Consider the following 14,418-nt stretch of genomic DNA (forward strand, 5'->3'; position numbering starts at 1 on the left):
AAGTAACGGCCACGGGCGTACCCGTGGCATCGGGGATTACTGGGCGGCCTTGACGGCCGATGCCAGCTGCGCACTGGCCTTGGCCGGGTCCGCATCCTTGTCGTTCATGAAGTTGGTGACCACGTCGAAGATCGCGCCCTGAACGGCCAGGGAAGTGGCCATGTTGTGCGCCATGCTCGGTTGCAGGCCGCCGGTCTTGTCGTCAGCCAGGAAGTCCTTGGCCGCCGCTTGGGCGCAGGAGTCGAAGCCCAGGCCGCTCATGTCGTTGAGCATGTCGGTGCGCACCGGGATCGAGCCCTTGTTGATGCTGAAGACCTTCTGGAAGTCCTTGCCCAGTGCAACCTTGGCCAGGTCCTGCTGAGCGGCGATGTCGCCCTTGCGATCAGCCTTGAGCTTGAACACCGCCAGGGAGTCGATGTTGTAGGTGAAGGCTTTTTCAGTGCCCGGGAACGGCACGCACTGGTAGTCCTTGCCGGCGATTTTCTTCGCCGCAGTCCACTCGCTCTTGGCCCAGTCGCCCATCATCTGCATGCCGGCCTTGCCATTGATCACGTCGGCGGCAGCGATGTTCCAGTCACGCCCGGCGCGGTTGGGGTCCATGTAGCCGGTGAGTTTTTTCAGCTCGGTGAAGGCCTTGGTCATCTCCGGGCCGGACAGGGTTTTCTGGTCCAGGTCGACCAGGGCCTTCTGATAGCCCTCGGCGCCCATCACCGACAGCACCACGTCTTCGAACACGGTGCTGTCCTGCCACGGCTGGCCGCCGTGGGCCAGGGCGATAAAGCCGGCGGCCTTGAGTTTGTCACCTGCGGCATAGAATTCAGCAAGGGTGGTCGGGGCCTTTTCGATCCCGGCTTTCTTGAATACTTCCGGGTTGATCCACAGCCAGTTGACCCGATGGATGTTCACCGGTACTGCGACGTAGTCGCCTTCGAACTTGACGGTGTCGGAGACTTTTTTCGACAGCAGGCCGTCCCAGTTTTCCGACTTGGCGACGTCTTTCAAGGTGGCGGTGCTGAGCAGGCCAGTGCTGCCCCACTCCTGGATATCCGGACCCTTGATCTGTGCCACACCCGGCGGATTACCGGCGACGGCGCGGCTTTTCAATACGGTCATGGCAGTCGAACCGCCGCCACCGGCAACCGCACCGTCCTTCCAGGTAAAGCCGTCTTTCTCGACTTGGGCCTTGAGAACATCGACCGCGGCTTTTTCACCACCCGACGTCCACCAGTGCACGACTTCCACTGAACCTTTGGAATCGGCGGCAAGTGCGTTCAAGGGAAACAACGAGGCGAGAGAAATGACAGTGGCGAGGCGAGAAATCGCATTCATCTGAAGTACCTTTCTTGTTGTTATGCATGCAAGTCTGGTGCTTGCGCTGCACGGGATTTTAAACAGCGCATCGAACCTCGCAGGTAACGAAGGGACGCGCGAATGTCACTGCATGGTTACATAACCTGCGGACCAGACACCTGCGCCAGGGCAGACGCGAGGCTTGGGGCCAACGCCAGGCGCGGAATCAGCACCGCCTGCCAGGCGTGATAGAGGTCGGGTTTGCCGGCCCAGATCTCGGCGCTGGGGCTGTTGTCCAGCCCGAGCTCGTGGTGCCAACTGCCCTGCACGCGATCGATGAAATGGGTTTCGCAAAACTCCCAGAAACAGCGGTACCAGGTTTCGTAGCGAGCCTCGCCGGTGCGCTGGAGCAAGGCACTGGCGGCGGCGCTGGCCTCGGCGTGGGTCCAGTGCAGGCGCTGGCGCACCACGGGCCGATGGTTCCAGTCCAGGGTGTAGACGATGCCGGGCGCCCCGTCGACCGCCCAGCCGTGGCGGCAGTTGCTCTCGAACAGCCTTTGCGCGTCCAGCACCAGCCAGCCCGGGGTCAACATGCCGGCGCGCACCCGCGACGCCTCCAGGTGCAACAGCAAGCGCGCCCACTCGAAACCGTGCCCGGGGGTGGTGCCGTAGGGACGAAAGCCGTCTGCCGGATGTGCCGAGTTGTAGTCGGGCAAGGCCTGCCACTGGCGGTCGAAATGCTCGATCACCATAAAGCCGTTGCCCGCCGCGTGCTGGTGGATTACCCGCTCGACAATCCGCAGGGCGCGGTTCAGCCAGCACGGGTCCTGGGTGACATCGGCCAGGGCGAGGAAGGCTTCGGTGGCGTGCATATTGCTGTTGGCGCCACGGTAGCTTTCCTCTTCGCTCCAGTCGCGATTGAACGACTCGCGCAGGACGCCCTCCTCCTCGCTCCAGAAATGGCTGTCGATGACCTCGATCGCCTGCTCCAGCAGGGCCTGGGCACCGGGGCGGCCGGCGACCACTGCGGAACTCGCGGCCAGGGCGACAAAAGCATGCAGGTAGGCTGCCTTGCCGGTGTTGCCATCCCCTGCTGCCGGCACCGCGAACCAGCCACCGTGCTCGGCATCGCGCAATGGCCCGGCCAGGGCGGCGACGCCGTGGTCGACCAGCGCCGCGTAACCGGGCAAACCCTGGATATGGGCCATGGCAAAGCTGTGGGTCATGCGCGCGGTGTTCATGGTTTCGGCCCGGGCGTCGGCCGGCAGGCGGCCTTGGGCGTCCAGATTGCCGAAACCGTCGGCGAGCCGTGCCGCCTTGGCGAAATCCAGCAGGCGCAGGCCTTCGGCAGCGAGCCAGGCATGATGGGCGGGAGCGTTCAGCCAACTGCTGAACGACAGCGAAAGAGAGTCCATGGGCGACCTGTTGTTGTTTTTATCGAAGGCCTGAGTCTAATCAAGCCCCGATCCACCGCAGGTAACGAAGCACACGGCAAATGTCACCAACCGGTGACATAGTCACTGCGTTGCGCAGAAGGTGCTTAAGGGATCAGCGGAGATTGCTGGACAACGAGGCTCTTTGTGGCGAGGGAGCTTGCTCCCGATCGACGGCGCAGCCGGCGCAAAATCGCTGACTGCGGTGAATCTGGCGGAACCCGCCAACCCGGCTCAAGGTTGAAAACCTTCGGTGCACCGGCTGGCCCTGCGGGAGCAAGCTCCCTCGCCACAGAGGGCGGGTGCGCTCAAGCGCTCACCCTGTCTGGGCGATCCAGCCCCGCCTTCGACAGGCGCTCAATCAAACGAACGCGGCAGATACAGCGTCACCCGCAGCCCGCCTTCGCGCAGATTCTGCAGGCTGACTTCGCCGCCGTGGCTATGGGCGATATTGCGCGCGATCCCCAGCCCCAGGCCGTAGCCTTGCTGCTGGCCGGCCAGGCGAAAATGCGGCTCGAACACTTGCTCCAGGCGCTGTTCCGGCACCCCGGGGCCCTCGTCATCCACGTGCAGCATGAAGGCGTTTTCATCGTCGTCGATGTGCAGGTGGGCGTTCTGCCCGTACTTCAGCGCGTTGTCGATCAGGTTGCCCATGCAGCGCTTGAGCGCCAGAGGCTTGCCCGGATAACCGGCCAGCGCCCGCCCCTGCTGGGTGACCCGGCCGTTGCCATTGGGCGCGAGGTAGGGTTCCACCAGGCAATCGAGGACCTGGTTGAGGTCCACCGATTCGATGTTCTCGTGGATGTCGGTGTCTTTCACACATTGCAGTGCGCCCTTGACCAGCAACTCCAACTCGTCGAGGTCGCGGCCGAATTTGTTTTGCAGTTGTTCGTCTTCCAGCAGTTCGACCCGCAGCCGCAAGCGGGTTATAGGCGTGCGCAAATCGTGGGAAATGGCGCTGAACAGTTGGCTGCGTTCGGTCAGGTAGCGGCTGATGCGCTCGCGCATGGCATTGAAGGCGCGGCCAACTTCCACCACTTCACTGCCACCGCCTTCGGCCACCGGCTCCACGTCCGCCCCCAGGGACATGTCCCGCGCGGCCCGCGCCAGACGCTTGAGCGGACGGCTCTGCCAGTGCACCAGCAGGCCGATAAACAACAGCAAGAAGCCGCTGGTGAGCACGATAAACCACACCTGCTGAGCCGGCAGGCCCTGCTCTTCAAGGCTGGTATAGGGCTCGGGCAGCAAGGAGGCGATGTACAGCCATTCGCCGGGAGCCATCTGGATCTGGGTGACCAGCACCGGCGGGTTGACCGGCTCCAGGGTCAGCGCGTAGTGGGCCCAGGAGCGCGGCAGTTCGTCGAGCTTCAGACCGCCGTTGAAGATCCGCAGGTCTTCGGGGCTGACGAAGGTCACCGAGATATCGGCCTCGCTGCCCAGGGACTGGCGCAGCACCTCGTCCACCGCCTTGAGCACCGCCTGCTTGCGCGGTGTCGGCGGCAGCACCTCCATGCCCAGAGGCTTGTCGTTGAGGGTCACCACAAACCGCGTGCCGCCCATGCTGCGCAACTGGTCGAGCACCAGGGGGCGATAGGCCACCGGCAACGAACGCAGGTAACTGACGCTGGCGGTCATCGAATGGGCCAGGCTGCGGGCACTGGTGACCAGGCCCTCAAGCTGGGTGGCGCGCAACTGCGAGACCCAGATCACGCTGGACAGGGCCTGGGCAAACAGCACCGCCAACAGCGTCAGGAGCAGCATCCGCCCCAACAGCGAACGCGGCACCGGGACCCGGGCCGCGAGACGCCGCAGGCCGTCAGTGAGCATTGCCGGCCACCACGTTGGCGGCCAGCTGATAGCCACTGCCACGCACGGTACGGATCAACCGCGGCGGCTTTTCGGTGTCACGCAGGCGTTGGCGCAGGCGGCTGACCGCCATGTCGACGATCCGATCCAGGGGCATCAGGTCGCGGCCACGGGTGGCGTTGCCGATGGTGTCGCGATCGAGGATTTCCTGGGGGTGGTCGAGGAACAGTTTGAGCAGGGCAAAGTCGGCGCCGGACAGGATCACTTCCTCGCCGTCGGTATGGAACAGCCGGTGGCTGACCATATCCAGCCGCCAGTCGTCGAAGCACAGCACCTCGCCGCCGGCGCGCTCCTGGCCGAATTGCGCACGCCGCAACAGGGCCTTGATTCGCGCCTGCAGTTCGCGGGGGCTGAAGGGTTTGCCCAGGTAATCGTCGGCCCCCAGTTCCAGGCCGATGACCCGGTCGGCTTCGTCGGAGCTGGCAGTGAGCATGATGATCGGCACCTGGCCCACCCGTGGGTGCTGACGAATCCAGCGGCACAGGCTGAAGCCGTCTTCGTCGGGCAGCATCACATCGAGAATCACCAGGTCGCTCGGGGCCTCGTTCAGGGCCTGGCGAAAGCCGGCGCCATCGGCCGTGCTGCGCACCTGGAATCCGGCGCGGCTGAGGTAAGTCTCCAGCAGTTCGCGTATTTCCTGATCGTCGTCAACCAACAAAATCGACTTACTGACTGAGCTCACTTGGTCGTCCTTGTTGTTAGGAATGGAGCGCGATTATGGCCTAAACGGCCCGCCTCAGGAGACCCTCGACGCCCTCAGATTGCCGCCTGTTCCAACGCCACCCCGGCTCCGGTCAGGCCTGAATACGGCGCCGTCACCAGCCACACCGGGATGCCCCTGAAGTAATCGCTCATGCAACCCTTGTCGGCAAAGCAGCGGGCAAAACCGCTCTGGATGAAAAAGTCGGCAAAACGCGGAATCACTCCGCCGACGATATACACCCCACCGCGAGCGCCAGTGGTCAGCACGTTGTTACCGGCCACCCGGCCCAGCCAGCAGCAGAATTGCTCCAGAACTTCGACGGCTATCGGGTCGCCGGCCAGCCCGGCAGCGGTGATCGCCTCCGGGGTGTCGAGCACGGCCGGATGCCCGTCGACCGCGCAGATCGCCCGGTACACCCGCGGCAAACCACCGCCGCTGAGGGCGGTCTCGGCGCTGACGTGGCCGATCTCGTTGAAAATGTGCTGCCAGAGCTGGGTCTCCCGAGGGCTGCTCAACGGCAGGTCGACATGGCCGCCCTCGCCGGGCAAGGCCATCCAGCGCTGGTCACCGCGGTCGAGCAGGGTGCCGACCCCAAGCCCGGTACCTGGACCAATCACCACGGCCGGGCGCAACGGCTCGGGCGTGCCCGGGCAGACCTGACGAAACTCGTCGGGTTGCAGCCGGGTCATGCCCAGGGCCATGGCCGAAAAGTCGTTGACCAGCAGCAATTGGTCGACCTGCAAGGTCTGGCAGAACGCCTGACGGCTCAGGCGCCAATGGTTGTTGGTGAAGCGGAACTCGTCGCCGCCCACCGGCCCGGCCACCGACAGGCACACCGAGCCGATCGAACCCGGGGCCAGTCCCAGGTCCTTCAGGTAGGCGCTGATGGCTTGTTCCGGGCTGGTGTAGTCCGCCGTCGCATGCACCTGGATCGAGTCCAGTTGCTGGTCTTTCCACAACGCGAACCGCGCGTTGGTCCCACCGATATCACCGACCAGGGCCAGTTTCACTTAAGCGTCTCCAGGGCAGAGGTAAAGGCGCTGGCGCCCTGCTCTGCCGAGCTGAAGGCCATGCGCATGAAGCCGAACAATTCACGACCGCTGCCAACATTGTTGCCCAGCAGGCCCTTGGCCGGCTCGCGGGCCGCGAATTCATCGGCGTCTACCTTAAGCTCCAGAGTGCCCTTGACGCCATCCACGCGAATGATGTCGCCATCCAGCACTCGCGCCAGCGCACCGCCGACCTGGGCCTCGGGACTGACATGAATCGCCGCCGGGATCTTGCCCGAAGCGCCGGACATGCGTCCGTCTGTGACCAACGCCACCTTGAAGCCACGGTCCTGCAACACGCCAAGGAACGGGGTCATCTTGTGCAATTCCGGCATGCCGTTGGAGCGCGGGCCCTGGAAGCGCATGACGGCGACAAAATCTTTTTCCAACAGGCCGGCCTTGAACGCATCGGCCAGATCCTGCTGGTCCTGGAACACCACCGCCGGAGCTTCGACGATCTGATGCTCAAGGGCCACGGCCGAGACTTTCATCACCCCGCGGCCGAGGTTGCCCTCCATCACCCGCAGACCGCCTTCCGGCGAGAATGCGCGAGCCACCGGGCGCAGGATGTTTTCGTCGAGGCTTTCGATCGGGCCGTCCCGCCACACCAGCTTGCCGTTGTCCAGGAACGGTTCCTGGGTGTAGCGGCTCAGGCCACGGCCAGCCACGGTGTTCACGTCTTCGTGGAGCAGGCCGGCTTCCAGCAGTTCGCGAATCAGGAACGACATGCCGCCCGCCGCCTGGAAGTGGTTGATATCGGCCTTGCCGTTTGGATAGACGTGGGACAGGGTCGGCACCACCTCGGAGAGGTCGGCCATGTCCTGCCAGGTCAGCTGAATTCCGGCGGCCTGGGCGATGGCCGGCATGTGCAGGGTGTGGTTGGTCGAGCCGCCAGTGGCGTGCAGGGCGACGATGGAGTTGACCAGGGAACGTTCGTCGACGATTTCACCAATCGGGGTGAACTGGCCGCTCTGCTTGGTCAGGCGCGTCACTTGTTGCGCAGCCTCATGGGTCAGGGCATCGCGCAACGGCGTGTTGGGGTTGACGAAGGACGAGCCCGGCAAGTGCAGGCCCATGACTTCCATCAGCAACTGGTTGGTGTTGGCGGTGCCGTAGAAGGTGCAGGTGCCGGGGCTGTGGTAGGACTTCATTTCCGACTCCAGCAGCTCTTCGCGGCTGGCCTTGCCTTCGGCGTAGCGCTGGCGCACGTCGGCTTTCTGCTTGTTGGAAATACCCGAGACCATCGGCCCGCCCGGGACGAAGATCATCGGCAGGTGGCCAAAGCGCAAGGCGCCCATCATCAGCCCCGGGACAATCTTGTCGCAGATACCGAGCATCAGCGCCGCGTCGAACATGTTGTGCGACAGCGCCACGGCGGTGGACAACGCAATCACTTCGCGGCTCGGCAGGCTCAGTTCCATGCCCGGCTCGCCCTGGGTCACGCCGTCGCACATGGCCGGGGTGCCGCCGGCAAACTGGCCGACCGAACCGATTTCGCGCAGGGCTTTTTTAATCTGTTCCGGAAAGTGCTCGTACGGCTGATGCGCCGAGAGCATGTCGTTATATGACGAAACAATTGCCACGTTGGCCGCGTTCATCATCCGCAGGCTGTTTTTATCGTCGGTGCCGCAACCGGCCACGCCGTGGGCAAAGTTCGCACACTGCAACCTGCCTCGTTGCGGGCCGTCGCTGGCGGCGTCGCGAATCAGAGCGAGATAGGCCTCGCGAGTGCCGCGACTGCGGGCGATAAGCCGTTCGGTGACCTCAAGAACGCGGGGATGCATGTGTAGAACTCCAGGCTAACGGATGTGGCGACCTGTTTGTCTATGCTGATCAAAACGCCGTCAGGCCAGGAAGGCGCAGCGGTTTCTTGACCATTTGGACCAGTTGATTCAGGTCACTCGTTGTAGATAAGACAAAATATTGCCACTAAAAAGGCTTGTTTTCTATTTTTTTGCGAATAATCTTGTAATTCCAACAACAAAACCACGGCAGGCACTTTTCCAATGACTCTACGAATCGCAATCAATGGTTTTGGCCGTATCGGCCGTAATGTCCTGCGCGCACTTTATACCCAAGGCTACCGTCAGGACCTGCAGATCGTCGCCATCAACGACCTGGGCGACAGCTCGATCAATGCCCACCTGCTCAAATACGACACCGTGCACGGCACTTTTGATGCAGACGTGCAGCACGATCAGGAAAGCCTGACCGTCAACGGCGACCGGATTGCCGTCAGCGCCATCCGCAATCCGGCCGAGCTGCCCTGGGCCGCCGAGAAGATCGACGTGGTGTTTGAATGCACCGGCCTGTTCACCGACCGAGCCAAGGCGGCCGCGCATATCAGCGCCGGCGCCCGCAAAGTGATCATCTCGGCCCCGGCCAAAGGCGCCGATGCCACCGTGGTCTATGGCGTCAACCACGACCTGCTGCGCCAATCGCACCAGATCATCTCCAACGCCTCCTGCACCACCAACTGCCTGGCGCCCGTGGCCCAGGTGCTGCACCGCGAGCTGGGCATCGAAAGCGGCCTGATGACCACCATTCACGCCTACACCAACGACCAGAATCTGACCGACGTCTACCACACCGACCCGTACCGCGCGCGCTCGGCGACCCAGAACATGATTCCGAGCAAGACCGGCGCCGCTGAAGCGGTGGGCCTGGTGCTGCCGGAACTGGCAGGCAAATTGACCGGCATGGCCGTACGGGTACCGGTGATCAACGTATCGCTGGTGGACCTGACCCTGTACCTCAAGCGCGAAACCACCGCCGATGAGGTCAACGCCCTGCTCAAGGAAGCCAGCCAGCACTCGAAAATCCTCGGCTACAACACCCTGCCCCTGGTCTCCAGCGACTTCAACCACAACCCGCTGTCGTCGATCTTCGACGCCAACCACACCAAGGTCAGCGGCGGTCGACTGCTCAAGGTGCTGGCCTGGTACGACAACGAATGGGGTTTCTCCAACCGCATGCTGGATAACTGCCTGGCCCTGTGCAACGCCGAATAAGCGCATTGCGGGAATAACGGACATAGCGTGGAACAGCAACCGATGATCGGTATCAGCTTCACCGAAAAGACCATGGCGGCGCGCAAGCGCATCGCCCTGGTCGCCCATGACCACTGCAAAGTATTCCTGCTGGACTGGGCCGAACGGCACAAGGACACGCTCGCCGAGCATGACCTGGTGGCCACCGGCACCACCGGCCTGCTGCTGACCAAACACCTCGGCCTGCCGGTGCAAAGCATGATCAGCGGGCCCCTGGGCGGCGACCAGCAGCTCGGCGCACAAATCGCCGAACAGCGGGTCGACCTGCTGGTGTTCTTCTGGGACCCCTTCGAACCCCAACCCCACGACCCGGACATCAAGGCCCTGCTGCGAGTCGCGGCCGTGTGGAATATTCCGGTGGCCTGCAACGAGTGCAGCGCCGACTACCTGCTCAGCAGCCCGCTGATGAGCCAGGCGCATACCCATCGGATTCCCGACTATCAGGCGTACCTGGCTGGACGTGGGTAAGTTACTCGGGGATTAATGCGGCTTGAAGATGTGGGTATGGATAGGCAAACAGAAGGTTGCGATGTTCGAGTTACAAGATGAGGTACAAACGTCAACAACTGAAGTGATGGTGTTGATCGTATTGAAATAAAGATGGGCGATTTCGAAATCGCCCAGTCTTCCTTTTAAGGGGACAAATAGTTATCCCAATTGCATTTGACTGCCCTGTCATTTTCCTTCCGCAAATAACCTGCACCTGCCGGATACAGCACCTGACTCATTAGAAGTTTAGGCGGCATATAGCTAATCACCCGGCCATCCTCGGCCTGCAAGGCCGGATCAATATTTAACTTACGCAACAATATACCAGAGCTTGCAACACAGGCCTCAAGCAAAACCAAACTCCCTTCATAATTTCGCCACGAGGAAATATGATCCAGCCTTCTTATCAACTCACCCTCAACATTATATTCCGCCATACTAGCCACAAGCTCCTCTCCAACACCCTCCTCACTAAAATAGCTCACCCTAATAAATAGCACATAATAACTACCACCCATAAAATATACAAAAATCGGCTTAAAATCGTGATTACCACCCTTTCTTAAATGGGCTCCGTCATGCATTTCAAACTCATACATCCCAGATTGAAGACATTGATCAGACAGTGATAACGAACTCGCACCCTTATAGAAAATATCCATTTCAGTATGACTGGATTCGCTTTGGGGGCCGATCAGGGGATAGTTCTTGAACAGCCTAAACGTGTTAATTGAAAACCCATCCTTAGCTACCGTGATTGCAGAACGCCGCAGACTGGCCTTACACGACTCGGAGTTTCCAGCTTCATTCATAGAGGGCGCGATGGCTGAACAAGCTTGCATTCCGCATCCAGACGCTATTAAAAAAGAAGACACCATCAATAAAAACTTAGCGTTCATTGCATGACCTCTTTCTACTTTTCGCTCTGATGCTCATGACGGCATTTCTCTATAAAATTAACTCGAAGCTATTGTTTAAACATATCGAGCGGAATTTTAATTTGCTTTAGTTCGGGAACAATCAGCCTGCAAGTTAAACCTAATGCCTGCTGGGCATTACAGCTAGCAGTTCGAATAGTCGTGGGGATTTCTATTTTTTCCGCCAACAAACAGGTGGGGGCTTGAGCAGGAGAGCTACACGTAGAGTTGAACCCCATAAGCGCGGCTTGAGTCCATCTTGCCGCGAAAGGATAGTAACTGTCCGCGTCATGCTGATCCCTCACAAACAACATTATTTCCGGCCCCTTCATATAAGCAGCCCGCTGCTCAAGCCGCCTTCTATATTCAGACATACTCGTCACCCCATACTTTGAACTCCAAGAGTAGAGCGTGGGTATATTAGATGCCGCCCCGATCAGTTTAATCTCGTTGTCACTATCAAAAATGGCAATAGATTTGATCTCGGCCTGCCCCTCTTGTTTCCCCCAGAATATCTGGATACCACTTTCAGTTTTTAAATATCTTGGTGGATCTTGCTGAAAACCCACTATAACTCGCTCTGCAACAGATAGACTTTCTCCCGTATCGGGACCGACTATACGGTAGCGATTTTCTTTGGAAAACCGCTCAACAGATAAAATCAAGTAAGAAAAATTTACATCAGAAACCTTACGACTGACATCTGCCGCCACACTGAATGACTGAGTTTTATTTCCATTTATGTCCTTATCAGCTAGTACGGCGCCATCCGCATAAAGCTCGCAGCAGTTCAAAAGGAGTAACAGCGGGGCAATTGAAGCCAATTTATGCATACTCATTTCGTCATCTCAAATAAGTTTTCAGGAACATGGATTACCTTCCTCGGGGAGTTCGCCCGCATCGATAGCCTCCCTTAGAAGAACCCCCTCTCTTTTTCTTCGGCTCAAGTATGGATCAGGACCAGAGAGTAGCCAATCTGAAAGTATTCTCCATTTCCCGTCATACAAACTCCCCCAAAATCTCTGGCGAATAGGTCCCGCACTATCATTAATATAATATTGATATGCGAAGTCCAAAATTACGGTCTGAGCCTGAGAGGGGAGTTGTAGATACTTCATTCCGAGCTTGTTTTTAGCATCGAACAAGTTTGCAGTTTTGACTCTAAAATCAAATTTAAAAGCTTCAGCCATAATACTGGCTTGCGCTTCTGTGATGGTCAGAGGGAGTTCGTTCAGCTTATTAACGGCCTGTATTTTCTTCAATGCGAAGTATGGAAAAATCTTACTTAACAATAATGCTATGTCAACACCATCCACATTCCCGTACTGCGCGACGTAATTATTTAGGATATTTCTCGTCCCTATTAAAGACTGTTGGCCCAAGTCAATACCGGTACTTATCGTAACGCCGCTTTGGCCGATGACTACGCCCGTACTGTTTCTAGGGACATATCCATTTAGTTCAAGTGCTCCTTCACTCGCCTCTAGGAAAGCGGTATTAATCCTCCATTCTTCTGTACATAAGCAGGCAAAATAGGCACTTAAACCTATCGGATGAAAGTGATAGACCTTCGCCCCCTCCGGTAACCCAACATCCGCAGCCACCTCCCCCCACCAACGCAATTTCATCACGCAGTTCTTTTCCGCTTTCACATTGTCCATGGCCCACTTGCCGAGCTTGACCGCGATCTCGGAGATCACGCCGTACTTGCCGGCCCAGGACGGGACGTGCCATTCGCTGGTGTGATAGGCGATCAAGCCTCCCACGCGCTTTGCTAGCGCTCGATTCTGCAAGGCGGCGTCCAGGTTTTCTTCACTGAGTTCGCCCTGGTTGTTCAAGCCCATGAGTTGGCGGATGTGTGTGAAGAATGGGGTTTCTTCGGGTCGCTGGCCGCCTCTGAGGAAGTCGACGAAGGCGCTGGCGGTGCCGTCCCACCAGGTTCCGGCTTGGTTACTGGCGGCGTCGACGACGTCGAAGCCGGGCCAATGCCAGGGGGTCAGGCGGCGGTCGGTGTCTTTGGCCCAGCCGTGGACGATGGAGCCGTCTGCTGCCAGGACTTGGACGTTGACCCAGCTCTGCTGGTGGTCATCCTGCTGCACGGTGGTGTGGCGGGTGATGCCCGTGGTCCAGTCTGTCGCCAGGTCGATGACCGAGGGGGCATCGTCTCTGGGTTCGGCTTTGATCGGGTCGCCCTGGCGCAGCCGCACCAGGGTCCAGTGCTGTTTCGGCAGGTTTTCGGCGTAACGGCGGCTGTCGAGCAGAAAGCGCGGCACATCCTCGGCGCTGAAGATTTCCAGGTGCAGCATGGGGCGCGAGGCCGGCTGGTTGGCCAGCAAGGTGTCGGAGCTGGAAACTTGCTGGCCCAGGTGGCCGATGACTTCGCCCATGCTGAGCGGAATCGGTGGCACGGGGATCTCGATGTTGTCGAAGGCGGCGGGTGCGCTGAACGCGTCCAACTCCTCCAGATACACCCGACCCGGAACCTGCAGCTCAGTGATTTGAACGCCGTCCGGTTGGGTGGCAATACCGCCCTCGACAATGCGCCGGACCAGGCCCCATTTATCATTCCCTGCCATCGGCTCGATTTCGATCACTGAGCCGCGGACCAGTATTCCCAGTTCGGTGCTGCTATCCAGCGCCCTGACCGTTAGGCCCTCAATCAGTTGGTCGTTCAGGGTCCACTGGTTTTTGGTCTTCAGGCCGGCGCGGTGCCGTTTTTTGGGCCACCACTTGGGCGTTCGGTCGGGGGTTGCCTGGTAGCTCGCGCCATCGGCCAGGTGCATATAAAGGCTGTACAGGACAAGCTCCGGCGGCGATATGACGGCGGCGGGCTTGCACATCGGGGGCTGCGGCTTGGGTTGGCTGCCGAGCACGACGGTTGCGACCGGCGGCTCGCCGCCAAACCAGCGATTGGGCAAGGTTGTGGGCAGGCGGTCCAGGCTGTAGAGGGGGAGCCAGGGCTCAGCCACGGGTTCGCGTGTCCAGGTGGCAACCGAGGGCGGCTGGATGCGGACCTTGGCCCAGCCGTTTTGCAGTTCCATCAGTGCGACGCGTGCGTACAGCGGCAGCCAACCGACGGTGGGGCCGTGGGCTCGGGTTGCCAGTCGGGTGCCGTAGTCGGGTTCGACAGTGGCTGACGCTAAATCGTCGTCGCTGGCGGGGGCCGGCAGAAGGGGTGCTTGCAGACGGTGACGGACCAGAACAAAGCCGGTGGAGTAAGGTCGCAACACAGCCGTGGCCTGGGCTTCTTGACCTTGATCGGCGTTAGCAATCTCTTCTGTATTGACCTCCAGAGGTATATCGACCACCGGCGTGGCATCCGGGTAATGCTCATCGATTCGGTAGGCGACGATCTCTCCGTCGGCCACGCATTGCACCCCCTCCTCGGTGGAAAACACATTGGCCGTGCCACGGTCGAAATGGATACCGCCGTGAAAGTGGCCATTGTTGCCCAGGGGGAAATGGCCACCGTCCGCAAGCGCCAACCCCGCGTAGGCGTCCTGGACATCCGCAAAGGCTTTGCCGTCCTTGGCGTTGAAGGGGTAGCCCATTCGGGAGGTGGGTTTGGGTGCAACGGTCATCTTTGATGTGCTCCTACAGATTCAACGGGTGAACTGCCAG

Annotated in this window: 11 protein-coding genes; 2 read left to right on the forward strand and 9 right to left on the reverse strand. The window is 60.0% G+C overall.

Annotation, left to right across the window (positions count from 1 at the left end):
• Window positions 1-36: 36 nt before the first annotated feature.
• From JFU57_RS33085 to edd, 6 genes are all read right to left on the reverse strand, one after another.
• Window positions 37-1,329: an ABC transporter substrate-binding protein gene (locus JFU57_RS33085; protein ID WP_201132053.1), complete on the reverse strand. Its 1,293-nt coding sequence runs from the start codon at window positions 1,327-1,329 to the stop codon at window positions 37-39.
• 116 nt (window positions 1,330-1,445) lie between these two features.
• Window positions 1,446-2,705: a D-mannose isomerase gene (locus JFU57_RS33090; protein WP_201132054.1), complete on the reverse strand. Its 1,260-nt coding sequence runs from the start codon at window positions 2,703-2,705 to the stop codon at window positions 1,446-1,448.
• 375 nt (window positions 2,706-3,080) lie between these two features.
• Window positions 3,081-4,508: an ATP-binding protein gene (locus JFU57_RS33095; RefSeq protein WP_421548591.1), complete on the reverse strand. Its 1,428-nt coding sequence runs from the start codon at window positions 4,506-4,508 to the stop codon at window positions 3,081-3,083.
• 31 nt (window positions 4,509-4,539) lie between these two features.
• Complete coding sequence (locus JFU57_RS33100) at window positions 4,540-5,271, reverse strand: response regulator (RefSeq protein WP_078470930.1); 732 nt, start codon at window positions 5,269-5,271, stop codon at window positions 4,540-4,542.
• A 74-nt stretch (window positions 5,272-5,345) separates the two neighbouring features.
• Window positions 5,346-6,302 (reverse strand): glucokinase, encoded by a 957-nt coding sequence (locus JFU57_RS33105; protein ID WP_201132055.1) that lies wholly within the window; start codon window positions 6,300-6,302, stop codon window positions 5,346-5,348.
• Window positions 6,299-8,125: a phosphogluconate dehydratase gene (edd, locus tag JFU57_RS33110; RefSeq protein WP_078470932.1), complete on the reverse strand. Its 1,827-nt coding sequence runs from the start codon at window positions 8,123-8,125 to the stop codon at window positions 6,299-6,301. Before edd ends, JFU57_RS33105 begins: the two co-directional genes overlap by 4 nt.
• A 222-nt stretch (window positions 8,126-8,347) precedes the next feature.
• Here edd and gap point away from each other — a divergent pair, with 222 nt between their 5' ends.
• Together gap and JFU57_RS33120 are read left to right on the forward strand one after the other, a co-directional pair.
• Entirely contained in the window at window positions 8,348-9,352 is a 1,005-nt protein-coding gene (gene gap, locus JFU57_RS33115) for a type I glyceraldehyde-3-phosphate dehydrogenase (RefSeq protein WP_020295784.1), read from the forward strand.
• 42 nt (window positions 9,353-9,394) lie between these two features.
• Entirely contained in the window at window positions 9,395-9,859 is a 465-nt protein-coding gene (locus tag JFU57_RS33120; RefSeq protein ID WP_201132252.1) for a methylglyoxal synthase, read from the forward strand.
• Between the two features lie 164 nt (window positions 9,860-10,023).
• Here JFU57_RS33120 and JFU57_RS33125 read toward each other — a convergent pair whose 3' ends face one another.
• The 3 genes from JFU57_RS33125 to JFU57_RS33135 all read right to left on the reverse strand — a co-directional run bounded on the left by JFU57_RS33125 (window position 10,024) and on the right by JFU57_RS33135 (window position 14,378).
• Window positions 10,024-10,779: a hypothetical protein gene (locus JFU57_RS33125; protein ID WP_201132056.1), complete on the reverse strand. Its 756-nt coding sequence runs from the start codon at window positions 10,777-10,779 to the stop codon at window positions 10,024-10,026.
• Window positions 10,780-10,847: 68 nt separating this feature from the next.
• Window positions 10,848-11,636, reverse strand: coding sequence for a hypothetical protein (locus JFU57_RS33130; protein WP_201132057.1), 789 nt, complete (start codon window positions 11,634-11,636; stop codon window positions 10,848-10,850).
• 21 nt (window positions 11,637-11,657) lie between these two features.
• On the reverse strand, window positions 11,658-14,378 hold the full coding sequence (locus JFU57_RS33135; protein ID WP_201132058.1) for a pesticin C-terminus-like muramidase: 2,721 nt from the start codon (window positions 14,376-14,378) through the stop codon (window positions 11,658-11,660).
• Window positions 14,379-14,418 lie beyond the last annotated feature (40 nt).

The sequence above is a fragment of the Pseudomonas sp. TH07 genome (assembly GCF_016651285.1).
Lineage (GTDB): Bacteria > Pseudomonadota > Gammaproteobacteria > Pseudomonadales > Pseudomonadaceae > Aquipseudomonas.